General features: G+C 68.1%; 26 protein-coding genes. 15 read left to right on the top strand and 11 right to left on the bottom strand.

Annotated elements, in window-relative coordinates; translation table 11 throughout:
* Positions 1-107: 107 nt before the first annotated feature.
* Together HJ588_RS20175 and HJ588_RS08250 are read left to right on the top strand one after the other, a co-directional pair.
* On the top strand, positions 108-1,436 hold the full coding sequence (locus HJ588_RS20175; RefSeq protein ID WP_171153877.1) for an oligosaccharide flippase family protein: 1,329 nt from the start codon (positions 108-110) through the stop codon (positions 1,434-1,436).
* Between the two features lie 276 nt (positions 1,437-1,712).
* Positions 1,713-2,234: a class I SAM-dependent methyltransferase gene (locus tag HJ588_RS08250; protein ID WP_171153874.1), complete on the top strand. Its 522-nt coding sequence runs from the start codon at positions 1,713-1,715 to the stop codon at positions 2,232-2,234.
* Between the two features lie 6 nt (positions 2,235-2,240).
* On the opposite strand, the gene rfbD is transcribed toward HJ588_RS08250, so the two are convergent.
* Both rfbD and rfbB read right to left on the bottom strand, forming a co-directional pair.
* Positions 2,241-3,083 (bottom strand): dTDP-4-dehydrorhamnose reductase, encoded by an 843-nt coding sequence (gene rfbD, locus HJ588_RS08245; protein ID WP_171155537.1) that lies wholly within the window; start codon positions 3,081-3,083, stop codon positions 2,241-2,243.
* Positions 3,083-4,087 carry a dTDP-glucose 4,6-dehydratase gene (gene rfbB / locus HJ588_RS08240; RefSeq protein ID WP_171153872.1) on the bottom strand — a complete coding sequence of 335 codons (1,005 nt, stop codon included), beginning with the start codon at positions 4,085-4,087 and terminating at the stop codon, positions 3,083-3,085. The genes rfbD and rfbB overlap by 1 nt, the downstream gene beginning before the upstream one ends.
* Before the next feature lie 57 nt (positions 4,088-4,144).
* On the opposite strand from rfbB, the gene rfbA reads away from it, so the two are divergent.
* Positions 4,145-5,014, top strand: a complete 870-nt coding sequence (gene rfbA, locus HJ588_RS08235) for a glucose-1-phosphate thymidylyltransferase RfbA (RefSeq protein WP_171153870.1) — start codon at positions 4,145-4,147, stop codon at positions 5,012-5,014.
* The gene (locus HJ588_RS08230; protein ID WP_171153867.1) at positions 5,014-5,616 is read left to right on the top strand and encodes a dTDP-4-dehydrorhamnose 3,5-epimerase family protein; all 603 of its coding nucleotides are present in this window, start codon (positions 5,014-5,016) and stop codon (positions 5,614-5,616) included. The genes rfbA and HJ588_RS08230 overlap by 1 nt, the downstream gene beginning before the upstream one ends.
* A gap of 96 nt (positions 5,617-5,712) precedes the next feature.
* Here HJ588_RS08230 and HJ588_RS08225 read toward each other — a convergent pair whose 3' ends face one another.
* Entirely contained in the window at positions 5,713-6,249 is a 537-nt protein-coding gene (locus HJ588_RS08225; protein WP_171153865.1) for a hypothetical protein, read from the bottom strand.
* Between the two features lie 14 nt (positions 6,250-6,263).
* Positions 6,264-6,857: a hypothetical protein gene (locus HJ588_RS08220; protein ID WP_171153863.1), complete on the bottom strand. Its 594-nt coding sequence runs from the start codon at positions 6,855-6,857 to the stop codon at positions 6,264-6,266.
* 269 nt (positions 6,858-7,126) lie between these two features.
* On the opposite strand from HJ588_RS08220, the gene HJ588_RS08215 reads away from it, so the two are divergent.
* The 9 genes from HJ588_RS08215 (at position 7,127) to mctP (ending at position 16,276) form a co-directional block, all read left to right on the top strand.
* Positions 7,127-8,878, top strand: coding sequence for a cholesterol oxidase substrate-binding domain-containing protein (locus HJ588_RS08215; protein ID WP_171153860.1), 1,752 nt, complete (start codon positions 7,127-7,129; stop codon positions 8,876-8,878).
* Positions 8,879-9,029: 151 nt separating this feature from the next.
* Positions 9,030-9,938, top strand: coding sequence for an ABC transporter substrate-binding protein (locus HJ588_RS08210; RefSeq protein ID WP_171153857.1), 909 nt, complete (start codon positions 9,030-9,032; stop codon positions 9,936-9,938).
* A complete protein-coding gene (locus HJ588_RS08205; RefSeq protein ID WP_171153855.1) occupies positions 9,938-10,924 on the top strand; it encodes an amino acid ABC transporter permease in 987 nt (328 codons plus the stop codon). Before HJ588_RS08210 ends, HJ588_RS08205 begins: the two co-directional genes overlap by 1 nt.
* Positions 10,921-11,802, top strand: coding sequence for an amino acid ABC transporter ATP-binding protein (locus HJ588_RS08200; RefSeq protein ID WP_343036639.1), 882 nt, complete (start codon positions 10,921-10,923; stop codon positions 11,800-11,802). Before HJ588_RS08205 ends, HJ588_RS08200 begins: the two co-directional genes overlap by 4 nt.
* Complete coding sequence (locus HJ588_RS08195; protein WP_343036638.1) at positions 11,799-12,113, top strand: S24 family peptidase; 315 nt, start codon at positions 11,799-11,801, stop codon at positions 12,111-12,113. The genes HJ588_RS08200 and HJ588_RS08195 overlap by 4 nt, the downstream gene beginning before the upstream one ends.
* 201 nt (positions 12,114-12,314) lie before the next feature.
* Positions 12,315-12,719: a superoxide dismutase, Ni gene (gene sodN, locus HJ588_RS08190; RefSeq protein WP_171153853.1), complete on the top strand. Its 405-nt coding sequence runs from the start codon at positions 12,315-12,317 to the stop codon at positions 12,717-12,719.
* Between the two features lie 242 nt (positions 12,720-12,961).
* A complete protein-coding gene (locus HJ588_RS08185) occupies positions 12,962-13,963 on the top strand; it encodes a type IV toxin-antitoxin system AbiEi family antitoxin domain-containing protein (protein WP_171153850.1) in 1,002 nt (333 codons plus the stop codon).
* 295 nt (positions 13,964-14,258) lie between these two features.
* Entirely contained in the window at positions 14,259-14,546 is a 288-nt protein-coding gene (locus HJ588_RS08180) for a DUF3311 domain-containing protein (RefSeq protein ID WP_171153848.1), read from the top strand.
* 2 nt (positions 14,547-14,548) lie between these two features.
* Positions 14,549-16,276, top strand: coding sequence for a monocarboxylate uptake permease MctP (mctP, locus tag HJ588_RS08175; RefSeq protein ID WP_171153845.1), 1,728 nt, complete (start codon positions 14,549-14,551; stop codon positions 16,274-16,276).
* 208 nt (positions 16,277-16,484) lie between these two features.
* On the opposite strand, the gene HJ588_RS08170 is transcribed toward mctP, so the two are convergent.
* Positions 16,485-17,801: an HD-GYP domain-containing protein gene (locus HJ588_RS08170; protein ID WP_171153843.1), complete on the bottom strand. Its 1,317-nt coding sequence runs from the start codon at positions 17,799-17,801 to the stop codon at positions 16,485-16,487.
* On the bottom strand, positions 17,798-19,159 hold the full coding sequence (locus HJ588_RS19960; RefSeq protein WP_171153841.1) for an HD domain-containing phosphohydrolase: 1,362 nt from the start codon (positions 19,157-19,159) through the stop codon (positions 17,798-17,800). Before HJ588_RS19960 ends, HJ588_RS08170 begins: the two co-directional genes overlap by 4 nt.
* 400 nt (positions 19,160-19,559) lie before the next feature.
* On the opposite strand from HJ588_RS19960, the gene HJ588_RS20170 reads away from it, so the two are divergent.
* Entirely contained in the window at positions 19,560-19,634 is a 75-nt protein-coding gene (locus HJ588_RS20170; RefSeq protein WP_370670776.1) for a 50S ribosomal protein bL37, read from the top strand.
* Positions 19,635-19,709: 75 nt separating this feature from the next.
* On the opposite strand, the gene rsrA is transcribed toward HJ588_RS20170, so the two are convergent.
* Complete coding sequence (gene rsrA / locus HJ588_RS08160; protein WP_171153838.1) at positions 19,710-19,970, bottom strand: mycothiol system anti-sigma-R factor; 261 nt, start codon at positions 19,968-19,970, stop codon at positions 19,710-19,712.
* Positions 19,970-20,614 (bottom strand): sigma-70 family RNA polymerase sigma factor, encoded by a 645-nt coding sequence (locus HJ588_RS08155; protein ID WP_171155530.1) that lies wholly within the window; start codon positions 20,612-20,614, stop codon positions 19,970-19,972. Before HJ588_RS08155 ends, rsrA begins: the two co-directional genes overlap by 1 nt.
* 364 nt (positions 20,615-20,978) lie before the next feature.
* On the opposite strand from HJ588_RS08155, the gene HJ588_RS08150 reads away from it, so the two are divergent.
* Positions 20,979-21,158: a hypothetical protein gene (locus tag HJ588_RS08150; RefSeq protein WP_171153836.1), complete on the top strand. Its 180-nt coding sequence runs from the start codon at positions 20,979-20,981 to the stop codon at positions 21,156-21,158.
* Between the two features lie 62 nt (positions 21,159-21,220).
* Here HJ588_RS08150 and fgd read toward each other — a convergent pair whose 3' ends face one another.
* The 3 genes from fgd to HJ588_RS08135 form a co-directional block, all read right to left on the bottom strand.
* Positions 21,221-22,225 carry a glucose-6-phosphate dehydrogenase (coenzyme-F420) gene (gene fgd, locus HJ588_RS08145; protein ID WP_171153833.1) on the bottom strand — a complete coding sequence of 335 codons (1,005 nt, stop codon included), beginning with the start codon at positions 22,223-22,225 and terminating at the stop codon, positions 21,221-21,223.
* A 66-nt stretch (positions 22,226-22,291) separates the two neighbouring features.
* Positions 22,292-22,933: an alpha/beta hydrolase family protein gene (locus tag HJ588_RS08140; RefSeq protein ID WP_171153831.1), complete on the bottom strand. Its 642-nt coding sequence runs from the start codon at positions 22,931-22,933 to the stop codon at positions 22,292-22,294.
* Complete coding sequence (locus tag HJ588_RS08135) at positions 22,930-23,763, bottom strand: SOS response-associated peptidase (RefSeq protein WP_171153828.1); 834 nt, start codon at positions 23,761-23,763, stop codon at positions 22,930-22,932. Before HJ588_RS08135 ends, HJ588_RS08140 begins: the two co-directional genes overlap by 4 nt.
* Positions 23,764-23,939 lie beyond the last annotated feature (176 nt).

Genomic DNA, 23,939 nt, shown 5'->3' with positions numbered 1-23,939 from the left:
CGCGAGAGGCTGTGTACCCTAAGCGCGGTCGCAGACCCCGCGCCAATCCAGTACATCGACGAACGGCACGCAGCGTCGTCGCCAGGCCAAACCGAGGAGCGCGCCTGATGCAGGATCGCCTGCGCAGCGGCCCGATAGGGCGCATCTTCGCGTCCGCTCGCGCCGGACTCGGTGGGCGCCTCCTCCGAACAGGACTACCAACACTTGTTGCGTCCGGCCTGATCTACCTACAGCCGATCCTTGGCCGTTCCCACCTGTCAGTGACGGAGTACAGCACGTGGGCGTTGGGTGCGACAGTCCTGTCGATGGGTCTGATCCTCGACTTTGGCGGAACGGCCTACTCGGTGGCCGCGTCGGCGTCGGGCACGCTGACTAGGGCGGCCCTGACAAAGGCCGCCTCCATGTCTGTCGCTGGGAGTGCCTTCGTCGGGTTGCTGTCAGCAGCGATCTGGCCTTCGTACCAGGCCGCCCACCACCTGGCGTTGCCGGGTATCAGCGGTGTGCTTTTCTTTTTGTCCGTCACTCTCGCGGCGTGCCTCCGATCGTTGACCACAATTGGCATGGGCATCCTTATGGCCCAGGACCGGGACTCCCTTCGCGCAGCCCTTTTGCTTGGGCAGGCAACCCTGCAGTCCGTGCTGCTGTACGCGGGGCTCCAGATTGGGAGCATCTGGGCTCTCCCGGCCAGCAGCATCCTCGCGTCTATTGCGACCGCGCCGTGGTTCCTTCGGCATAGGTCATTGAATAAGGTCGGGGTTGCGCCCTCGGACTCGCTCAACGACTTGCGTTCCTTTGCGCAGATCAAAATTGCATTCGCGCTGCTTAGTCTGGTCCTCACCCAGGCAGACCGATGGGTAGTGGGCGCACTTATAACGCCCACTCGCCTAGCCGCGTACGATGTTACGAGTAGATTCGCGGGTATCCCTCGCCTCGTCATAGCAGGGATCGTGGGCGTTTTGGTTGCAGAGGCGTCCAGCAACTGGTCAGACTACTCAAAATTGAAGCATATCTACTCGAGGTCGATTGTATTTTGTTCGGCCATACTGATCGCTGCAACCGGCGGCGCGGCCACCATCGCATTGATACTCGGGGGAACTTCACTCCCATGGGGACTATTTTGGGTAATGGCGGCCGCATTTAACCTACATGCGATATGTACCGTCGGACTTTCAATGACGACGGGAATCGGGCGACCCATTTACGATCTCGTCTTCGTGCTCCCTGCGGTCGCCATCGCTGGTGGAACCTGGGTGATGGCAGCCACGCGTTCGAGCCAAGACCTCGCCGAACTGGCAGTGCCGATCGGCCTAATCTTGTGGTCTCCAATCTTCCTAGCAGTAGTGCCTGCTGGTCTACGTCCTAACGGAAAACACCAAGCCGGAGTCACGTCCCCGGACACGCCGAGCAACCGAACGCCAGCTTCGAATCGGGGCTAGTGAATCATCTAAGGGCAGTACCCACACACAAACCTTCATGGAGGAACCTTGTTGAAAAAAGGCACCGCAGAGTTTGCTAGATTGCGACGGCGCGCACCGCTCGCCATCGAACGCTGGGGGTACGTCGGAAGTGCCCGACGCGCCGCTGACAAATTGGGCGTCTACGCTGCATACCCACTCCGGCGCGCACTGCACCGAAATCACCGGATAACTGTCGGCGATTCTACCGTCGCGCCTCTCATTCATCATTACAACGCTACCTGGCGTGGAGAGCGTATGGTGGAGGTGCCACTGGCCCTCGACTTTCTCAACGGACGCCCCGGCCCGGTGCTGGAAGTCGGCAACGTTCTGACCTACTACGGCTATGACGCGGACGTCGTTGTTGACAAATACGAAAAAGGTGGCCGTGCGCTTAACGAAGATATTGTCGACTTCGAATCTGCGGAGAAATTTGGCGCGATAGTGGCAATCTCTACGTTTGAGCACATCGGATGGGACGAGGAGCCCCGGCACCCGTCTAAGATCCTGGATGCAGTGCGACACAGCCGCGAACTTTTGGCCCCCGGTGGGCAACTTTTTGTAACCTGTCCTCGCGGTTTCAACAGCTGGCTGGATGTCGCGATCGCCTCCAATACCCTCGGGCCCACCCAGGAGTTCTTCCTCCACCGCCAGGGAAATGACTGGACAACCCAGTCACGTCCCGAGGCTCTTAGCATCACGCCGCGTTACGTCGACAACGGCCTGACGCGGAGCGCTCAGGACGTATGGGTCGGGATCTGGGATGCAAACGTGATGTGACAGTGCCTAAGCGCGCGAGGCAAGGAAGCGCCTTACCCCGTCCGACCAGCTCGGCATCGGAGATGCGACCGAGACCCCATGCTTATGCCCTACAAGCGCACTGTAAGTGGGCCTCCGCGCCGCGCGCGGCACATCGGCACTGCTGCACGGTTGCACGCGTGAGGCGTCGAGGCCGGCGACGGTGAATATCTCCAGTGCGAATCCATACCACGACGTCTGACCGGACGTGGTGCCGTGGTAGTAACCACCGGGCGCACCGGAGTCGATCAGAGCCGCGACGTGCTTAGCCAGGTCTCGGGTCCACGTGGGCTGCCCGACCTGGTCGTCAACGACAGCCAGCTCCTCGCGTTCGCCCGCCAGACGCAGCATGGTCTTGACGAAGTTGGGTCCATGCTCGCCATACAGCCACGCGGTCCGCACGGTCAGCGCATCTGGGTTCGTCGCGCGCACGGCCCACTCCCCTGCTGTCTTGGTGCGGCCGTAGGCGGACTGGGGACTTTGCGGATGCTCCGGCTCGTAGGGCTCCCTGGCGGTGCCGTCGAAGACGTAGTCCGTCGAGATCTGCACCATCCGCGTGTCGGTCTCGCGCGCGACCAGCGCTACGTTGCGGGCGCCGGTCGCGTTGATGGCGAAGGCCTCGGCCTCGTGCGCCTCCGCGTCGTCGACCGCGGTCCAGGCCGCGGCGTTGACCACCACGTCGAAGTCGCGCATCGTGTCCCGCACCGCGTCGAGCGAGCGGATATCGCACTCGGCGGAGCCCACCGGCACCACCTGCTCACCGCGCTCCTTCAGGAGCAGCGTCAGGTCGGTGCCGAACATGCCGCGGCCACCGGTGACCAGCCAGCGCATCAGCGACCACTGCCGATCACGGCCTGATCGGCATACTTCGCCTCGGCTGCAGCCTTTTGCGGACGCCACCACGACTCGTTGGCGCGATACCAGTCGATCGTGTCGGTCAGGCCCGCTGCGAAGTCGGAAAAGCCCGGCTCCCAACCCAACTCGGTGCGCAGCTTGGTGGAGTCGATCGCGTAGCGACGGTCGTGGCCGGCCCGGTCGGTGACGTGGTCGTAGTCGCTCGCGTCCTTGCCCATCGCGACCAGGATCTGCTCGACCACGCGCTTGTTGCTCTCTTCGCCGTCCGCGCCGATGAGGTAGGTCTGACCGATCTCGCCGCGCTCGATGATCGTCCAGACGGCCCGGTTGTGGTCGTCCACATGGATCCAGTCGCGCACGTTGAGGCCGTCACCGTAGAGCTTGGGCCGCACCCCGTCGAGGATGTTGGTGATCTGGCGCGGGATGAACTTCTCCACGTGCTGCCGCGGGCCGTAGTTGTTGGAGCAGTTGCTGATCGTGGCGCGCACGCCGAACGACCGCACCCAGGCCCGCACGAGCAGGTCGCTGCCGGCCTTGGTCGACGAGTAGGGGCTGCTCGGGTTGTAGGGCGTCGCCTCGGTGAAGCGCTCGGGATCGTCGAGGTCCAGGTCGCCATAGACCTCGTCGGTGGAGATGTGGTGGTAGCGCACGTCGTGCTTGCGCACCGCCTCGAGCAGCGTGTAGGTGCCGACCAGATTGGTCTGCACGAACGGCAACGGCTCGGCCAGCGAATTGTCATTGTGGGATTCGGCGGCGAAATGCACCACGAGGTCGCTCTCCGCGACCAATCGATCGACCAACGCGGCGTCCGAGATGTCCCCCGCAACAATATCCACACCTACCCCGTGGAGCGAGGCGCGATCACCGGCATAGGTAAATGCGTCGAGAACCGTCATCTTCACCTCGGACCGCGAAGTGTTGGTGAGATGAACAAAATTGCTGCCGATGAAACCGGCACCACCGGTGACCAGAACTCGCACGGCAACAGAGTAGTCAGGACATCATCGGCTGGCGCACGGATAGGTAGGGTCGGCGAGGTGAAAGGGATCGTGCTCGCGGGCGGCACAGGCACACGCCTGCACCCCATCACCCGCGGCATCAGCAAGCAGCTGATGCCGATCTACGACAAGCCGATGATCTACTACCCGCTGTCGACGCTGCTGATGGCGGGCATCCGGGACGTGCTGATCATCACCACCCCGCACGACGCCGAGCAGTTCCGCCGGCTGCTCGGCGACGGCAGCGACTGGGGCATCAACCTGCAGTTTGCGGTGCAGCCCTCCCCCGACGGCCTCGCGCAGGCCTTCGTCATCGGCGCCGACTTCATCGGCGACGACAGCGTCGCCCTGGTGCTCGGCGACAACATCTTCTACGGCACCGGGCTCGGCACCGCTCTGCGCGGCAACGAGGCACTCACCGGCGGCCACGTCTTCGCCTACCACGTGGCCAACCCCACGGCATACGGCGTGGTGGAGTTCGACAGCGACGGCACCGTCATCTCCATCGAGGAGAAGCCGGCCCAGCCCAAGTCGTCGTATGCCGTGCCCGGCCTCTACTTCTACGACAACGACGTGGTCAAGATCGCCGGCTCCCTCACCCCCAGCGCGCGCGGCGAGCTCGAGATCACCGGTGTCAACGACGCCTACCTGCGCCGCGGCGACCTGTCGGTGACCGTGCTGCCACGCGGCACCGCGTGGTTCGACACCGGCACCTTCGAAGGCCTGATGGGCGCCTCCCAGTTTGTGCAGGTCATCGAGGAACGCCAGGGCTACAAGATCGGCTGCGTCGAGGAGATCGCCTGGCGCAACGGCTGGCTCACCGACGACCAGCTCGCCGCCCTCGCCGCACCCCTCGCCAAGAGCGGCTACGGCGTCTACCTGCACCGCCTGCTGGAGGAACCCCGCTGATGGACATCGCACCCCTCGACATCGCCGGGGCGTATGTCGTCACGCCACGACAGTTTCCCGACGACCGCGGCGTCTTCATGGAAGGCTTCCGCGGCGACAAGCTCGCCGAGCACCTCGGCCACCGGCTCGACGTCGTGCAGACCAACATCTCCGTGTCGAGCAAAGGCGCGGTGCGCGGCATCCACTACGCCGACGTGCCGCCCAGCCAGGCGAAATACGTGACCGCAGTAGGCGGTTCGTTCATCGACTACATCGTCGACATCCGCGTCGGGTCCCCCACCTTCGGGCAGTGGGCCAGCGTCGAACTCGACACCGACACCCGCCGCGCGGTCTACCTGTCCGAAGGACTCGGCCACTGCCTCGCCGCCCGCGAGGACGACTCGACCGCCGTCTACCTCTGCTCCGAGGCCTACAACCCGCAGCGCGAGCACGGCATCAACCCGCTCGACCGGCAGATTGCGCTGCGCTTCCCCGACGGCATCGCGCCGGTGCTCTCCCCCAAGGACACCGCGGCGCCCACCCTCGCGCAGGCCGAGGCCGACGGGCTGCTCCCGTCATACGCCGACTGCCTGGCGTATGACGACAGCCTGCGCACCCGCTGACGCCGGCACGCAAAAGCGACGTGGCGCCCGGCCGCAAACGGCCGGGCGCCACGCGTCCTGCGGGGAAGGAGCAGGGTCTGAGGGGTCAGCTCAGGGTCAGACCTTGCACCCGTTGAGCACGTAACCGATCGTCGGCGGAATGTGCGCCCAGCCCACCTTGGCCGCGTAGACCGGCAGCTGAAGCAGCGCCGCGCCGAGCTTCACCATCGCCGTCAACGGGTCAATCCTGAAGGTCGCGATGTCGCTGAAGAGCTTTCCTTGGGCGGCCACCCACTCGACGCTGTCGTCGAAGTGACCACCGAAGACCACGAACAGCCACTTCGCCATGTAGGACGGGGTCTGTCCGCAGATCGGGATCGGCATCGGGCCCATCGGCGCCTGCGGCTCGAGGATGCCCGGCATCATCTTGATCCACTCGTCCAGCTCCTCCTCCGGCGGCATCGGGTTGTCCATGCTCATCGGCTTCGGCGGCGTTGTGGTCGCCGATGTCCCGGATGTCGCGGAGGGAAGGTAGCTGACCGTCGCCATGGGCGCGGAGGTGACTGGTGCAGGCGCGGCCGACGCGACGCCCGCCGGGACGAGCACCGCGGCGGCAGTCGTAGCGGCCAGAGCAGAGCGAGCAAACGTATTCATCTCAGGGTCTCCTCTCAGCCCAGGCAGATGATGTTGGTGCACACGATCTTGCCGGTGTTGGCGATGCCGGCGCCGGCGAACTGAACACATGCCGAATTGTTGGTCTTGGCGGTGTCCGGGTTGCCCACGGCGTTCGTCGACGTCACCGACGCCACGAAGTCGCCGACGAACAGCGGCATGTTGATGTCCACGTTGTACGTGCCACCCGCCGCGAGCGGCTGGTTGGTGGTGAGGGTCCAGTCGACGACGTTGTTGAACCCGCTCACGGCGGGCCCGTTCACCGTAGACGCGGCGACGAGCGACCCGCTGAGCGTCGGCGTGCCGCTGACCACACCGACCACGCCCCCAAACGCGTGCAGGTTGACTGCGAACGTGCTACCGGGCATGAGATCCGAGCCAGTCACCGTGATCTTGTAGGCGGGGAAGGTGTAGACGCCCCCGATCGGCCCGATACTGATGCCGCCACAGGCACTGCTGACCTGCACGTCGCCAGTGGCCGGCGGGCTGGCGGCGGCCGCCGGGCCCGCGACCCCGAGCGACACGACCGGCACGGTCCACGCCGCACCCTTCGCGACCGTCCGCCGCGACACGTTCTTGGTGTTGACCATCCTGTCAACCCTTCCCCTCAATGACGAATTGCGGGCGCACGCAGCGACGCGGCCAACCCCTTCGGACGTGGCTGATCCTGACGGTCGTATGGCGTATTAGTCAAGTGACAAACAAGCGAAATGAAATCCATTTCACCTTCATCGATTTAGTCGGTCGTCCAACTATCCGAAGGTTCACGGGGTGCTTCACCCAAATCCGCCCACCTCAGCGCGTGACATGCGTCAAAATGTCATCTGGCCGAAACCGCGACCTACTTCGGAGCATGCCGATGACCAAGCCCGACCCCGGAACCCCCGGAGACCCCCGTCACCCCCGCCACGCCGGACGCCCCGGACGCCCCGGACTCCCTGAAGTCCCCCGACGCTCGCTGCTCGCGGGCGTCGCCGCCTCGGGGCTGCCCGTGCTGCTCGGCGTGACACCCGCCACCGCCGCCGAGCGGCCGGCCGGTTACCCAACGGACGCCTCCCTCTACCGCGAGGTGTTCCGCAACTGGGACGGCGTCGTCGTCAGCTCAGCCCTCTGGACCTGCGCGCCGCGCACCCGCGCCGAGCTGCTCGCCGTCGTCAACTGGGCCTACGGCGCCGGCTGGACGGTGCGCCCGCGAGGCTTCCGGCACAGCTGGGCGCCGCTCACGGTCGCTGACGGCGCAACCGACCAGCAGGTGCTGCTCGTCGACACCACCCAGTGCCTCACCGCGACGCGGATGGAGGGCGACGCCGTGCGCACCGAGGCCGGCACCCGCATGGACACCTTGTTCGCCTTCCTGCACCAGCAGCGCCGGTCGCTGCTCGCGGCGCCGGCCCCCGGCGACGTGTCGGTCGGCGGCGTGCTCGCGGTCGGGGCGCACGGCACCGGCATACCCGCCAAGGGCGAGGCGCACGCGCCGGGCAGGTCCTTCGGCACGATGAGCAACCAGGTGCTCGAGCTGCGGGCCATCGCCTGGAACCCTGCGACCGGGCGGTATGACGAGCAGACCTTCTCCCGCTCCGCACCCGAGGCGGGAGCGCTCCTCGCCCACCTCGGCCGGGCCTTCGTCACCGAGGTGCTCCTGCAGACCGTGCCCGACTACAACCTGCGCTGTCAGTCCTACACCGACATCCGCAGCACCGAGCTCTTCGCCGACCCGTCGAAGGTCACGTCGCGCTCACTGACGTCGCTGCTCGACAAGGCCGGCCGGGTGGGCGTCATCTGGTACACGTTCACCCAATATCCCTGGGTGCAGGTGTGGACCCCGACCCCCAATCGGCCGCTGCTCTCACGCCCGACGACCGGGCCCTACAACTTCGGCTTCGCCGACAACCTGCCCTCACCTGTGCCGCAGCTCATGGGACAGCTGATCGCCGGAATGTATTGGGTGGCACCGGCATTCGGCGGTGCGGTGCTCGGCACGACCGCGAGCGCGCTCACGATGGCGCTCGCCCGCGACCTCTGGGGGCCGGCGAAGAACTTCATCAACTTCGTCAAGCCCACGACGCTGCGGGTGAGCGCCGGCAGCCAGGCCGTCGTCTGCCGCCGCGCCGACGTGCAGCGGGTGGTGCACGAGTTTGCCGAGTCCTTCAGTGCGCGGCTCTCGGCATACCAGTCGCGCGGGCAGTTCCCGGTCAACAGCTGCGTCGAGATCCGGGTCACCGGGGTGGACGACCCCGCCGACGTCGCGACGCCGGGCGCCCGCGTCGCGGAGCTGTCGCCGGCCCGCCCGGTAGACGGACGGCCCGAGCTCGACACGGTGGTCTGGCTGGACATCCTCACCATGCCCGGCACCGCGCACGAGTTCGACTTCTTTGCCGAGAACGAGCAGTTCATCCGCACCAACTACGCCTCCTACGCCGTCGTCCGGCCCGAGTGGTCGAAGCGGTGGGCGACCACGCCGGCCGGCGCGTGGACCGACGACGCCGCGATGCGCGGGCCGATCCCGGCGGCCTTCCCGCAGTGGGACGCCGCGTGGGCGACCCTCGACCGGCTCGACCCGCATCACGTGTTCGCGAGCGAGTTGACGACGAGGTTGCGCGGCGCCTCCTGAGCGGCGGCCTGACCGTCGACTGACCCTCCGGTGACGGGCCGGTCACGACTTCGCGGGTCCGGCGCGTGACCTGCGCCACGAGTGGGACGATGTGCGGCACACTCGGGTCGCCCCCGAGGGTGATCCGGTCAGGAAGGTGCACGTCATCGTCATGTTTGCAAAGCGCTCGCAGCTGACCGCTGCCGGTGCGGTGGGTGTCGCGCTCGCGCTCAGCGGCTGCGGCATCGGGACCACGTCCCTCGGTCTCGGCGGCGGCGCCGCGCAGACCGGTCCGTCCGGCTCGGTGTCCGACCAGCTGGCCAAGCTCGTCCCCGCCAACATCAAGGCCAAGGGCACGCTCACCGTCGGCACCGACGCGTCCTACCAGCCCAACGAGTTCCTCGCCCGCGACGGGCAGACCGTGCAGGGCATGGACATCGACCTGCTCACCGCCGCCGCGCAGAAGCTCGGGCTGAAGCTGAAATTCCAGAACGCCAAGTTCGACAGCATCATCCCCGGCGTCGCCGGCGGGAAGTACGACCTGGCGACGTCCTCTTTCACGATCACCCCCGACCGGCTCAAGCAGGTCACGATGGTCAGCTACTTCTCCGCCGGCACCCAGTGGATCGCGCAGAAGGGCAACCCGAAGAAGGTCGACCCGACCAACCCGTGCGGCCTCACCGTCGGCGTGCAGACCGGCACCACGCAGGCCGACGAGGTCGCCGCGATCAACAAGGACCAGTGCAAGAGCAAGCCGATCAAGCCAGTGATCGAGGACCTGCAGTCGAAGGTCACCACCGACCTGCTCGCCGGGAAGGTCGACGCGATGGCGGCCGACTCCCCCGTCGCGCTGTATGCCGTGAAGCAGACCGGCGACAAGCTGCAGGCCGTCGGCAAGATCACGGGAGCTGCGCCATACGGCATGGTGCTGCCGAAGGACGCCATCGACCTCGGCAACGCCATCGCGCAGTCGTTCGCGGCGATGGTCGCCGACGGCAGCTACGACAAGATCCTCGCCAAGTGGGCGCAACAGAGCGGAGCAGTGGACATGTTCGCGGTCAACCCGGCGGTGGCAGGCTGATGGCGGAAACGACTGGCAAACAAGCAGATTCGGCCGAACGCCCGGGCGAGATCGACGCCCGGCCGGTGCGCCACCCGTGGCAGTGGGTCGGGGTCGTCGTCATCGCGATCCTCGCCGCGATGCTCATCAACTCCTTCGTCACCAACCCCAAGTGGGACTGGAGCTTCGTCTGGCGGGTGATGGAGTATCGCCCGGTCCTGGAGGGTCTGGTCAAGGGCACGGTCATCTGCACGATCGCCTCGATGGTGGTCGGCATCGTGCTCGGCATCCTGCTCGCGATCATGCGCCTGTCGACCAACCCGGTGCTGCGCTTCGTGTCCTTCGTCTACATCTGGTTCTTCCGGGCAGTGCCGCGCTACGTGCTGCTCGTGGTGCTCGGCGTCGGTGTGCTCTACCTCTATCCCAAGCTCGACTTCGGCGTGCCCTTCAGCAAGGAGCTCGGTCACTTCATCGGGCTGAAGGACGGCATGACGTTCTACTCGCTCGACGTGAAGACGATCAGCAGCGGCATCATCGTCGGCATCATCGGCTTGGGGCTGTCCGAGGCGGCGTACATGGCCGAGATCGCCCGCGCCGGATTGCTGTCGGTGGACACCGGCCAGGAGGAGGCGGCGTCGGCGCTCGGCATGAGCCGCGGGCAGGCGATGCGGCGGATCATCCTGCCCCAGGCGATGCGGGTCATCGTGCCGCCGACCGGCAACGAGACCATCGCGATGGTCAAGGACACCTCGCTGCTGTCGGCAGTGCCGGTCTCGACCGAGCTGTTCTTCCAGGCCAACGCGGTCGCCAACTCCACCTACCTGGTCATGCCCGCGCTGATGGCGGCCCTGATCTGGTATCTCATCGTCTGCTCGGTGCTGATGGTCGGACAGACCTACCTGGAGCGCTACTTCGGTCGCGGCTTCGGCAGCCAGTCGAGCAACTCACGCCAGGGTGCGGCCGGACGACTGCGGCAGCTGGCTCAACTCGGAGGTGGTGGCAAGTGACCGACACCGTCAACCCTCGCCCGCTGGTGCGAGCACTCAACGTTTCCAAGCACTTTCACGGGGTCGAGGTGCTCAAGGGCATCGACCTCGACGTCGCGCCGGGTGAGGTCGTCTGCCTGCTCGGGCCATCCGGCTCCGGCAAGACGACCTTCCTGCGGTGCATCAACCAGCTCGAGACGATCGACGGCGGCCGCATCTGGGTCGACGACGACCTGCTCGGCCTGGAGGAGAAGAACGGCCGCCTCCACCGGCTGCACGACAAGCGCATCGCCAAGCAGCGCAGGGAGATCGGCATGGTCTTCCAGCGGTTCAACCTCTTCCCGCACAAGACAGCCATCGCCAACGTGATGGAGGCGCCGGTGCAGGTGCGGGGCGTCGACAAGGCCACCGCCCGCGCCGAGGCCATGGCGCTGCTCGAACGCGTCGGCCTCGGCGAACGCAGCCACCACTACCCGAGCCAGCTGTCCGGCGGTCAGCAGCAGCGGGTCGCGATCGCACGGGCGTTGGCGATGAAGCCGAAGCTGATGCTCTTCGACGAGCCGACCTCCGCGCTCGACCCCGAGTTGGTCGGCGAGGTGCTCGACGTCATGCGCGAACTCGCCGACGACGGCATGACGATGATCGTGGTCACCCACGAGATCGCCTTCGCCCGCGACGTCGCCGACCGGGTGGTCTTCATGGACGGCGGCGTCGAGGTCGAGTCCGGGCCCGCGCGCGAGGTGATCGCGAATCCGCAGCACGAGCGCACCAAGAGCTTCCTGCGCCGGATTCTCGCCGAGCAGAACGAGTCCGCCGTGCCGCAGGGTGAGGTTGCGCCGGGCGGGGTCGCGTCGGGCACCGCGCAGGGCGGGGCCGCGCAGGGCACCGCCGCCGAGTGAGGATCGGCGTCGCCGTCGTGCGCGGACGGTCGATGGAGCCGACCTACGTCGACGGCGACCGCCTCCTCGTCCGCTACGACGGCACACCCCGCCCGGGGCGCGCGCACGTGATCCGGCTGCCCGACGGTCCGGACGGACCGCGCCCGGTCGCGGTCAAGCGACTGACCCGGCGGGAAGGCAGCGGCTGGTGGGCCGAGCGTGACAATCCCCGCGAAGGCATCGACTCGTGGCTGGTTGGCGCCATACCGGATGAGGATGTGCTGGCGGTGGTGCTGGCCCGCCTCCCGCGGCTGCGTCGGCGTCGACGGTGAGGTCGGCGGTGCCGTCGACGTGGACGGTGCAGATGCGACGGGTTCGCAAGTAGCGCGGGCGGGTTCAATCGCACCCTTCCCCGCGAGTAGGTTCGAATTGTGCGCGGATGCCTGCGTTTTCGAGGGCATCGGTTGACTTCAACCTCGCTTGAAGCGGCAGGCTCCGCCATACGTCCGAGCTAACCGACGGAAGGACCGCACATGCTTCGCCGAATCTTCGCCCGCACCATCGAGGTCAGCGCACACTGCGACCTGCCGTGCGGCGTGTACGACCCCGCCCAGGCCCGCATCGAGGCCGAGTCGATCAAGGCCATCGTCGAGAAGGTCAACGAGAAGCCGGACGACCTCGACTTCAAGATGCGCGCCACCGTGATCAAGGAGCAGCGCTCGCAGCTGGTCAAGGAGCACCTCTGGGTGCTGTGGACCGACTACTTCAAGCCGCCGCACTTCGAGAGCTACCCGCAGCTGCACACGCTGATCAACGAGGCCACCAAGCTCGCCGGCGCCGGCGGCACCAAGGCGTCCTGGGACGTCAAGACCGCCGACGACCTGCTCGGCAAGATCGAGGAGATCTCCACCATCTTCTGGGAGACCAAGAAGGCCTGACATCACGGCGGCCGCCGACTTGTCACGCTGAGAGCGGACTTGTCGCGCTGAAGCCCACTTGTCACGTCGAAGTGGACTTGTCACGTGGTGGCCGACTTGTCACGTAAAAGTGGACTTGTCACGTGCTCTAGCACGTGACAAGTCCACTTTTTGTGTGACGAGTCCGCCCGCCCGACCGCTTATCCACACCCGGGCCGCTCACGACCGTGGTCCGGCCGCCGATCGGAGCACACTCGATCGGCATGGCCACCCCATCGCAGAAGATCTCGCTCGCCGCTCAGGCGCACTGGCTCGGCATTGTGCCGCGCACCGGACTCGAGGCCCGGCTCACCGCATCCCGCGGCATCATCACCGCGCGCGAGTTGCGCGCCACCGGGATCAGCGCGGCCGACGCCGGCCGGCTCGTCCGTGAGGGCGTCCTCCGCCGGGTGCGCCGCGGCGCGTATGTCGAGGCGTGCCGCCTCCAGGACATCGAGCTCGACGAACGCCGCTGGCTCATGGCGCGGGCGGCGATGCGATCGCTCACGACCGACCCGGTCACGGTGGTCGCGGGGCAGCAGACCGCCCTCGCCATACATCGCCTGCCGGTGTGGCCGCCGGACGCCCTCACCCACGTGACCCGGGTCGCCGACGGCCGATCGCACGGTTGGGCCGGCGTGCGCGTGCACCGCAGCTTCGGCCCCGACTCCTGGGCGAGGTATGACGGCGTGCCCGCGCTCACCCCGGCCTACGCGATCGTGTCGACGGCCGTCTGGCACGGCACCGAGTCCGGACTGATCGCGTGCGACGCCGCACTGCACGACCGACTCGTCGGCTTCGCCGAACTCCGGCGCATCGTCGAGTCCGCGCCGCAACGCCCAGGGATCAGCCACGCCCGCCGCATGCTCCAACTCGCCGACCCCGCGGCCGAGTCGCCCGGTGAGACCCGCACGCGTCTGGTGCTGCTCGGGATGGGCCTGCGCTTCGTCAGCCAGCCCGCCATCGACACCCGCCTCGGCCGGTTCTTCCCCGACTTCGCGCTGACCGAGGTCGGCGTGCTGCTCGAATTCGACGGGGCGGTGAAATATCGCAAGGACGGCAGCACCTCGGTCGTGGACGAGAAGATCCGCGAGGACGCACTGCGCGAGCAGGGGTGGCTCGTCATACGCATCGTGTGGTCGGACCTGGCTGACGCCGCCCGGCTCAGTCGCCGCATCCGGGAGGCGATCCGGCAGCGGCGCTCGTGGGCGCAGCAGCCGGCCTGACTTGTCGCGTGGACCCCTGCTTGTCCGCCACACCACAACTTGTCCACGAAAGGGCGACTTGTCCAACAACGGAGGACTTGTCACGTGCTCTAGCACGTGACAAGTCCACTTTTCGTGGACGAGTTCCGGTGGCGGCGTGCCCTCCACGTGGAACGAGTTCCGGTGGCGGCGTGCACTTTTCGGGTGACCAGTTGCCCGCCGGGGCCCCGACCTCGGCAAAACCCGGCAGTAACACCTGTCACAGCGGTAACGTTTCACGGCTGCTTCACATCCGTCACCCGGAGGTAGTTCGACGATGTCGCAACACCCGAACCCCAACCAGGCGCCACCCGCCGATCGGCGCCTGCAGGTCGTCGCCGGCGTCGTCCTGTTGCTGCCGATGCTGGCCCTGGTGCCGGTCGGCTGGTATGCCAAGACCGAGCCCAAGCTCGGCAGCTTCCCCTTCTTCATCTGGTATCAGATGGCCCTGGTCTTCTTCTGCGCGCTGTGCACCTCGCTCGCCTACGTGCTGGTCAAGAAGGCCCGCCCGCACGTGCCCTTCGGCCCGGTCGGCCGGCACGCGGCCGCCGAGGACGGTGAGTGAGTATGACGCAGCTCGCGCTCCTGCCCACCGCCGCCGACCCCTCGCGCCCCGGCACCGGGGTGGACCTGCCCGCGCTCATCGTGCTGATCGCGATCTTCCTGGTCGTCACCGTGCTGGGCTTCATGGCCTCCCGGTGGCGCCGCGCCGCCTCGCTGGACTCGCTCGACGAGTGGGGCCTCGGCGGCCGGTCGTTCGGCACGTGGATCACCTGGTTCCTGCTCGGCGGTGACCTCTACACGGCATACACGTTCGTCGCGGTGCCCGCCGCGATGTTCGGCGCCGGTGCGGTCAGCGGCTTCTTCGCGGTGCCCTACACGATCATCGTCTACCCGATGATCTTCTTCTTCATGTCGCGGCTGTGGTCGGTCAGTCACCGGCACGGCTACGTCACCGCCGGCGACTTCGTGCGCGGGCGCTACGGCTCGCGCGGCCTCTCGCTCGCGATCTCGATCACCGGCTTCGTCGCGACGCTGCCCTACATCGCGCTGCAGCTCGTCGGCATCCAGGCCGTGCTCGAGGTGGCGGGTGTCGGCGGCTCGGGCAACTGGCTCGCCAACGACGCGCCGCTCTTCATCGCGTTCGTGGTGCTCGCGGCATACACCTACACCAGCGGTCTGCGCGCGCCGGCGATCATCGCCTTCGTCAAGGACATCCTGATCTACCTGGTGATCATCGTCGCGGTGATCTACCTGCCGCAGAAGGTCGGCGGCTGGGACGCGATCTTCAACGCGGCGCACGAGAAGGCGCAGAAGCCGCCCAAGCCGGGTGCCGCGCCGTTCTCCGACACGGTCGGTCCGAAGGCCCAATGGGCTTACGTGACACTGGCTTTCGGCTCCGCGATGGCGTTGTTCATGTATCCGCACTCGATCACCGCGGTGCTGTCCTCGCGCAGTCGCGACACGATCCGTAAGAACGCGTCGATCCTGCCGGCATACAGCTTTGTGCTGGCGCTCCTCGCGCTGCTCGGCTGGGTCGCCATCGCCGCGGGCACCAAGCCGATCGGCCTCAACGGCAAACCCAACGCCCAGCTCGTGGTGCCGCAGCTCTTCGAGGACCAGTTCCCGAGCTGGTTCGCCGGCGTGGCCTTCGCCGCGATCGCGATCGGCGCGCTCGTGCCGGCCGCGATCATGTCGATCGCCGCGGCCAACACCTTCACCCGCAACATCTACAAGGAGTGGCTGCGCCCGGGCGCGACCGTCGCCGAGGAGGCGAAAGTCTCCAAGCTGACGTCGCTGGTGGTGAAGGTGTTCGCGCTGGTCTTCGTGCTCACGATGGACAAGCAGAACGCCATCAACCTGCAGCTGCTCGGCGGCATCTGGATCCTGCAGACCTTCCCGGCGATCGTGATCGGCCTCTACACCCGGTGGCTCGACCGCTGGGCGCTGCTCGCCGGCTGGGCGGTCGCGATGATCTACGGCACCAAGCAGGCGTATGACGTCGCCTCCCCCGCCACCAAGCACTTCGGCGGATCGACGGCCGACATCCCGGTGATCGGCGAGCTCGGCTACATCGCGTTCACCGCGGTGGTCATCAACGTCATCGTGGCGGTCGTGCTCACCCTCGTGCTCCGCGCGGTGAAGGTGCCGCAGGGGCGCGACGAGACGGTGGTCGTCGACTACTTCGCGGATGCCGACGATCCGCGGGTTGCGGCATACGACCCGGAGCCGTTCGACGACGAGCCCGGCACGGGTCCGACGGGCAAGCACGGCGCGCGCCCGGATCCGGTCTGACGCGGCGCCCGGGCGGCTTCTGGGCGGCTCGTGCGGCTGCTGGACGGCTCCCCGGGCAACTCGTACCACTACAACGGGACTTGTCACGTGCTCTAGCACGTGACAAGTCCCCTTTTCGTGGACAAGTCCCCTTTTCGCGGACAAGTCACCTTTACATGGACAAGTCGCCCTCACGTGGACAAGTCCCGTTACCGCGGACAAGTCCCCCTTACGCGGACGAGTCGCCCTCCGGGTGCGGCCGCGCGTAGCGGCGACTGGGGTCGGTCACCTGGATCAGCAGGTCGAGCACGTTGGGGTCGTATTCGTAGCCGATCCCGAGGGTCATCCGCTCGATCGCGGCGTCGCGCAGCGCGGGGTCGCCGCCGGTGAGGTCTTCGAATGCATTGCAGACCTTGATGATTCGGCTGCCGACCGGGACCGGCGCGCCATACTCCTGCACCTGCCGGAACTGCACGACCTGCGCCTGGATGATGTCGGCGACCGAGTCGAGCGCCTCGGTCCGCCGCACGATGCGCGCGCCCTCGTCGGCGATGCCGCGCTGGTCCGCGGGCGCGATGTCGATCGTCGCCCCGCCCGGGATCGGCGACCGCAGCGAGACCTGGCCGATGTCGTGCAGCCGGGCGGCGTCCTCGAGGTCGTTGAGCTGCTGCTCGCTGAAGTCCATCGACCGCCCGATCCGCAGGCACAGCGCGGCAACTCGCTCGGCGTGCCCGGCGGCGGTGTAACCGGCGACGTCGGTCAGCCGGGACAGCGCCGCGATCGTCTGCCGTCGCGTCTCGGTCACCGCCTCCCGCTGCCGCAGCGCCAGACGCAGCATGACGAGCGGTGCCGACATCAGCGGTATGGCGAGCACCCCCAGCGGCGCCATTCCGAGCGCGATCGCCACCGACGTGGAGACCGTCGCACCCGCGAGCGCCGCCTCGATCGGGCCGATCTGGCTCACGGCGGTCGGCAGCGTCCGCCGGCCGCGGCGTTCGTGGAGCGAGGCGAGCACCAGCACGACGCCGGCCACCACCCCGGCGAGGGCCATCGCCGCGGCGGTCCGCCACCGCTCCCCCGACCAGTCGTCGTAGCGGTGCAGTGCCGACTGCCCGGCATACAAGGGCAGCACGCGATAGAGCAGCAGCGCCACGAACAGGGCGACCAGTTGGGCGACGAGCGACCGCAGGCTGGGCCGCCCCTTGCCGGTGAGGCGGCGCAGGACCGCGCCGCCGGCGAGCCCCGCCGCCCCGGTCAGCAGCACGCCGACCCCGTCGGCCGGCACCAGCTCACCGTCCGGCTGCGGCCCGGTGAGCGCCAGTGCGAGCAGCACCGACGACGCGACCGGTGAGGCGATCTCGCCGCGGCTGGTCGCCAGGTTGAGCAGCGACGCCAAGGAGATCGCGACGACGAACGACCCGAGCACGATCCCGTCGCCCGCGCCGGGCAGACGGTCCTGCAACAGCACCGCGACGGTGACGAGCAGCGCGACGACGAGCACGGTGCCGGTGCCCGGGCGGCGAAGTGCGGTCGACAAGCCGGTCATGTCTGCGTCCTGGCGCGGGAGGCGAGCAGGTCGGAGACCCGGGGCAGGTCGTGGTCCCAGCCGCGACCAGCCGGCGGCTGCGGCTCCCGGTCGGCACGCAGCTGCCCGAGCGCGTCGGCGACCAGATCCTGCGCCAGCGAGAGCGCCTCGACGCACGCCGGGTCGAACTGGCTGCCGGCGCGGGCCCGCAGACAATCGATCGCGGACGGCACTCCACCGGCCGGGTCTGCGGCGACCAGTGCGCAGGTGGCATCGGCGACCGCGAGGATCCGCGCCAGCAGCGGGATCTCCTCTCCCGCGAGGCCGTCGGGATAACCGGTGCCGTCCCAGCGTTCGTGATGGGAGCGGATCGCGGTGGTGGAGTCGGCGAGGAAGACGATCGACCGCAGCATCTCGACCCCGAGCTCGGGGTGGCTTCGGATGCGGTCGATGTCGTCGGCGGAGAGTTCGGCGCGCGGCGCGTGCCGGTCGCCGGCGGGCGCGACCATGCCGATGTCGTGCAGCAGCGCCGCGAAGTGCAACGCCTCGGACTGTTTGGGGGTGAGCCGCAACGCGTTGCCGACGATCTCGCTGACCGCCGCCACCTGCTGGTTGCGGCCGCGCAGCACCGGATCGCGGGCGTCGACCGCGGCGACCAGACTCGACACGGTGCGCTCGTGCGCGACGGCTTCAGTGCGCAGCTGGCTGTAGGACCACTGGGCGAGCACCAGCGGCACCAGCACGACGAGCATCGCCGCCGGTCCGAGGTTCGCGGCGTCCCACAGCACCACGGCGAGGAAGGCCACGACGCCATACCCGAGGTAGGTGCGGCCCACCTGCCGGGCAAGGCGCCGGGCGGTGAGCAGCGCCGGCGGGCCGCCGTTGACCGAGATCATCAGGCCGACGCAGGCGATGTTGCACAGCAGCATGACCACCGTCGCGACGCCGAGCGGGAACAGCTCTCGGCCCAGCAGTCCGAGTGGGGAGAGCGACTGCTCGGGCTGGATCAGCCCGCCGACGGCGAGGTAGGCCAATCCGCCGACCGTGCCGAGCAGTCCGTTCATCACCGAGTTGAAGACGGTGGCGACCAGCGACCGGCGCCGGGCCGCCGACCACGGCGACACCAGCCCGACGACGGCGCCGCCGAGCGGGCCGCTGAGCGCGATTGCCGCGCCCACGAGGATCGAGGTCAGCGAGATGCTCGCCTCGACGGCGGTGAGATTGGTGAAGTGCGCGACCAGCGCCAGCACCGCGAGCAGAATCACCGGCTCGGGGTAGAAATGCTGCCCGCCGGACAGCAGCAGGTAACTGCCCAGCGCGGTCACGAAGACCGCGCACAGCCCGGCGACCACCCGCCAGGCCGACGTGTTCTCCTTCACCCCGGCAGTGTGCCTCGCGTGGCGCGATCAGGCGCGATCGGTCGCCGGCGGGCTGCTCGTGAGGCTACTTGGGTTCCCAGTCGATGGAGCCGGTGGAGACGTTACTGCTGCCGGAGGCAAGACCGGCGAGCAACAGGGCCTGCAGAGTCGCGGCGTCCATCAGGCGATCATCCTTTCCGCGCACCCGTGGGGGATCGGGACGCAGTGCACACGGGGATCCGGCCGATCCAACTCGGCCGACTCCGATCGTCTCACGCCGGCGGGCCACTTCCTACGGCGCAAACCGCAGGATCGCGCGATTTGACCAATTCTTTACGGTGCCGCCGGTGTGCGATGATGGTGGGGTTCGCCGCCTTCGGGCGGCGCTTTTGCAGATCTGCAGCGCAACCGAGGAGACACCATGAGCAAGCGCGCCCGCAAGCGTCGCTCCCGTAAGGGCAAGGCCGCCAACCACGGCAAGAAGCCCAACGCCTGAGAAGCGGCACCGTCATACGACGACAAGGGGAGGCACACCACGCGGTGTGCCTCCCCTTTCGTATGACGTATGGCGTCAGGCCTCGCGGACCCGGACGGTCGTCACCTGGACGCTGGTGATCCGGGTGAGGATCTGCGCGCGCAACGCGTCGGGCGCCTGCTCACACGCGCAGGAGCGCCGGACTAGCGCCTTGAGCAGAGCGTCCAGCTCGTACTCGTCCAGGCACGGCGGGCACCCGTCGAGGTGCTCCTTGAGCCGGGCACGGCCCTCGTCGTCCAGCTCACCGTCGAGGTATTGGAAAATCCGCGAAACGTAATCGCTGCATTCGGCGCCCATCAGGAAGACGCCCCTTCCTTAATAAATCCGCGCTCGACGGCGTAATCGGTGAGCAACTCACGCAACTGCCGGCGACCGCGGTGCAGTCGCGACATCACCGTGCCGATCGGCGTATCCATGATTTCGGCGATCTCCTTGTAGGAGAAACCTTCGACGTCGGCCAGGTACACGGCCAACCGGAAGTCCTCGGGCACTTCCTGCAGCGCGCGCTTGACGTCGCTGTCGGGCAGGTGGTCGAGCGCCTCGGTCTCGGCCGACCGCAGGCCACGGGAGGTGTGCGCCTCGGCGCGGGCCAGCTGGTAGTCCTCGATCTCGGCGGCGTCCGACTGCTGGGGCTGCCGCTGCCGCTTGCGGTAGTTGTTGATGTAGGTGTTGGTCAGGATCCGGTAGAGCCAGGCCTTGAGGTTGGTGCCCGGCTTGTACTGGTGGAAGGCCGCGAACGCCTTGGCGAACGTCTCCTGCACCAGGTCCTCGGCGTCGGCCGGGTTGCGGGTGGTGCGCAGCGCCGCGCTGTAGAGCTGGTCCAGGTAGGGCATCGCGTCCTGCTCGAAGCGAGCGGCGCGCGCGGTCTCCGACTCGGCCGCGACGTCGAGGTTGGGGTCCTCGGCGGGCCGGTCCTGGCTCTCGCCGGATTGAGTGGTCATCGGGGTCAACCCTAGTCCGACCGCGGCGCGCGGGTCGGCGGTGGCGGTCGACGGGCCGGCGCCCGAGCCGCTCGGCTCGGACAGCGTCATGGGGGCGTGCAGCAAACTGACTCCTCGAAGCGGTAAGTCCGTGGGTCGTGACATCCCCCTCAACGCCGGCCGCCCCGTCCGGCATTCCCGGGCCCGGCCGGCACCCGCGAGTTGCGGGCGAAGCGCCCCGACCGACACCCCGGATTGATAAGGCAATAACCCGGCCAGAAATATCCGACACCGATGTGCTTTTCGGGGTGCCTTCGGTGAGTTGGATCACAGGCTCGCGGGAGCCGCTTGACGCCTGTGAGAGGCACCGATAATTTCTCGGATCGTGACCTTCGCGATCTACTCCGTCGCCGCGATCTACACGCTCTCGATCGTCTTCGTGGCCGTGCTCGTCGGCGGCACGCTGTGGAGCGAGCGGCGCGCGGCACGCGGCGCGGTCACGATGCCCACCGAGCCGGCCGCCGAGCCGCTGGCCGAGGACGGCCACCGCACCAGCGTCGCCTGAGAGTCAGAGCTCCCAGGTCAGCACGCCGAAGGTCAGAACGTCGAAGGTCAGAACGCCGAAGGTCAGAACGCCTCGCGCAGCGCGGGCACCACGTCCTGGCTGAACTGCTCGAGGAAACGCCGCTGGTCCTGCCCCGGTCCGTGCACCACCAAGTGAGTGAAGCCGAGGTCGACATACGGGCGGACGCCGTCGACCACGGTCTGTGCGTCGGACGCGACGATCCACCGTGAGGCGATCTGCTCGATCGGCAGCGCGTCGGCCGCCCGCTCCATTTCCACCGGGTCGTCGATGCTGTGCTTCTGCTCGGGAGTGAGCGCGAGCGGCGCCCAGAATCGGGTGTTCTCCAGCGCACGGTCGGGGTCGCGGTCGTAGGAGATCTTCACCTCGAGCAGCTGCTCGACCGAGCCCGGCGCCCGCTTGCCCAGCTCCTCCCCCTCGCGCATCGCGGGGACGAGCTTGTCGGCATACAGCTCCATGCCCTTGCCGGAGGTGACGATCATCCCGTCGCCCATCCGGCCGGCGTACTTGGCGACGGTCGGGCCGCCAGCCGCGATGTAGACCGGGATCGGCTGCTCGGGGCGGTCGTAGATGGTCGCGTCGACCGTGCGGTAGTAGTCGCCGTCGAAGCTGACGCGGCCCTTGGTCCAGAGCTGCCGCATGAGCCGCACCGCCTCGCGCAGGCGGGCGAAACGCTCCTTGAACTCCGGCCACTCCTCCTGCCCGACCGCGATCTCGTTGAGCGCCTCGCCGGTACCGAAGCCGGCGATGATGCGGCCCGGGTAGAGGCAGCCCATGGTGGCGAAGGTCTGGGCGAGCACCGCCGGGTTGTAGCGGAAGGTCGGCGTCATCACCGAGGTGCCGAGCTTGATCCGCTCGGTGCGGGCGCCGGCCGCGGCCATCCAGGTGAGTGCGTGCGGGGCGTGGCCGCCCTCGTGCCGCCACGGCTGGAAGTGGTCGGAGGCGAACGCGCTGTCCAGTCCGACGCGTTCGGCCTCGACGGCCAGGTCGACGAGCTCCTTGGGGGCGAACTGCTCTGCGGATGCTTTGTATCCGATGGTCAGCGTCATGTGGTCAAACGTACGCCGGAAACCCGCGCGTCCCGTAAGCGACCGTGACGCGGGGCGCACTCCCGCTCACGAGATGGTGGCGAGCCAGTCGCGTGCGGCGGCGACCACCTCGTCGGCGCCGCGAGCCAGGGAGTGGTCGCCAGTGACCGGCGCGATCGTCGGCGCCGTCCCGAGCGCGGCGCGCACCTCGCCTGGATCGCCGAACGGGTCCCGCCTTCCTTGTATGACGCACAACGGCAGCCCCGCCTGCAGCACTTCCTGCGCCTCGAACGCCCGCGATTTCTCCGGGTTGCCGGGCACGTGCAGCGGGAAGGACAGCGCCAGCACGGCGTCGGCGCCGACCTCTGCAGCGGTGCGGCAGGCGACCCGCGCCCCGGCCGAGCGGCCGCCGGTCACGAGCGGACCGGGGATGGCCCAGCGGCCCTTGCGCAGCGCGGTGATGATCGGAATCCACGCAGCATCAAGGGTTTTCGGCGGTGTCGCGACCTTCCTGCCGGCGACCCGCCACGGCTGCTCGACCCGCACGTAGGTCCAGCCGTCGTCGACCAGCGCACGCAGGGCGACGAGGTCGGCGGCGTCGATGCCGCCACCGGCGCCGTGACTGACGACCACGCTGCCGCGGACCGGGGTGGCCGGTGCGGGGCGCTCGACATACGCCCGGGCAGGGCCCTGCGGGGTGTCGATCGTGCGCGGCTTGGGGGTGCTCATGGCTGCAGCACCTCGCCGGTCATCGGGTCGACGACGCCGTCGAGCTGGTCGGCGGGAGCGGGTGCGATCAGCTCGGCGCCGTTGTTGCGGCCGGAGCCGACGGCCTTGCCGACCGGCCACGCCTCGAACCGGCCGGCCGGCTCGGGCTCCAGCAGCGCGCGGACCGCGTCGGGGTCGGTGGTGGCCAGATCGAGCCAGTCGGACCAGCGGTCCTTGTCGAGCACGAGCGGCTGCCGGTCGTGGATGCGATCGAGCCCGGGCTCGGCCGCGGTGGTCACGATCGCATAGCTGACCAGCCAGGCGTTGGGGTCGTCATCGGGCAGGCTCTTGTCCCGCCAGAACTCGTAAACGCCTGCAAACGCAGTGGGTTCGTCGTCAGCGCGGTGGATGTAGAACGGCTGCTTGCGCGGCTTGCCCTTGCTGTCGGTGGCCGTCGGGCTGGCCTGCCACTCGTACCAGCCGTCGGCCGGCACCAGGCAGCGCCTCGCGAGCGCGGCCTTGGCGTAGGCGCTCTTGTCGAGCAGCGTCTCGGCGCGGGCGTTGATCATGCGCAGCCCCACCTTGGTGTCCTTCGCCCAGCTCGGCACCAGTCCCCAGGTCAGCAGCCGCAGTTGCCGCTGCGGGTCGGCGTCGGGCTGGTCGCGCGGGGTGCGGGTGAGCACGACGGGCGCCTGCTTGGTCGGCGCCATGTTCCAGTCCGGCGTGCCCGCGGGCGGGTCCTGCGGATTGACCAGCACCGACCGGCTGCGTTCGTCGGTGCGGTCGACGTCGATCTCGAAGTCGTCGACGAGGTCGTCGGGTGCGAAGCTCGCGGCATACCGGCCACACATGCCGGTCAGCGTATGCCGCAGCGACGACACCCGTGCACACCCCGCAACCGTCGCGACTTCTGCACGCCCACCAGCGCGAACCCGCGCATACCCCGCAACCGTCGCGACTTGTGCACGTTTCCCGGCCCGGACCCGTGCACACCCCGCAACCGTCGCGACTTCTGCACGCCCACCGG

The sequence above is a fragment of the Flexivirga aerilata genome (genome assembly GCF_013002715.1).
In the GTDB taxonomy this organism is placed as follows: Bacteria; Actinomycetota; Actinomycetes; order Actinomycetales; family Dermatophilaceae; genus Flexivirga; species Flexivirga aerilata.
The sequence above is the reverse complement of the archived record's forward strand: the minus strand, read 5'-3'. Positions and strand labels throughout refer to the sequence as shown.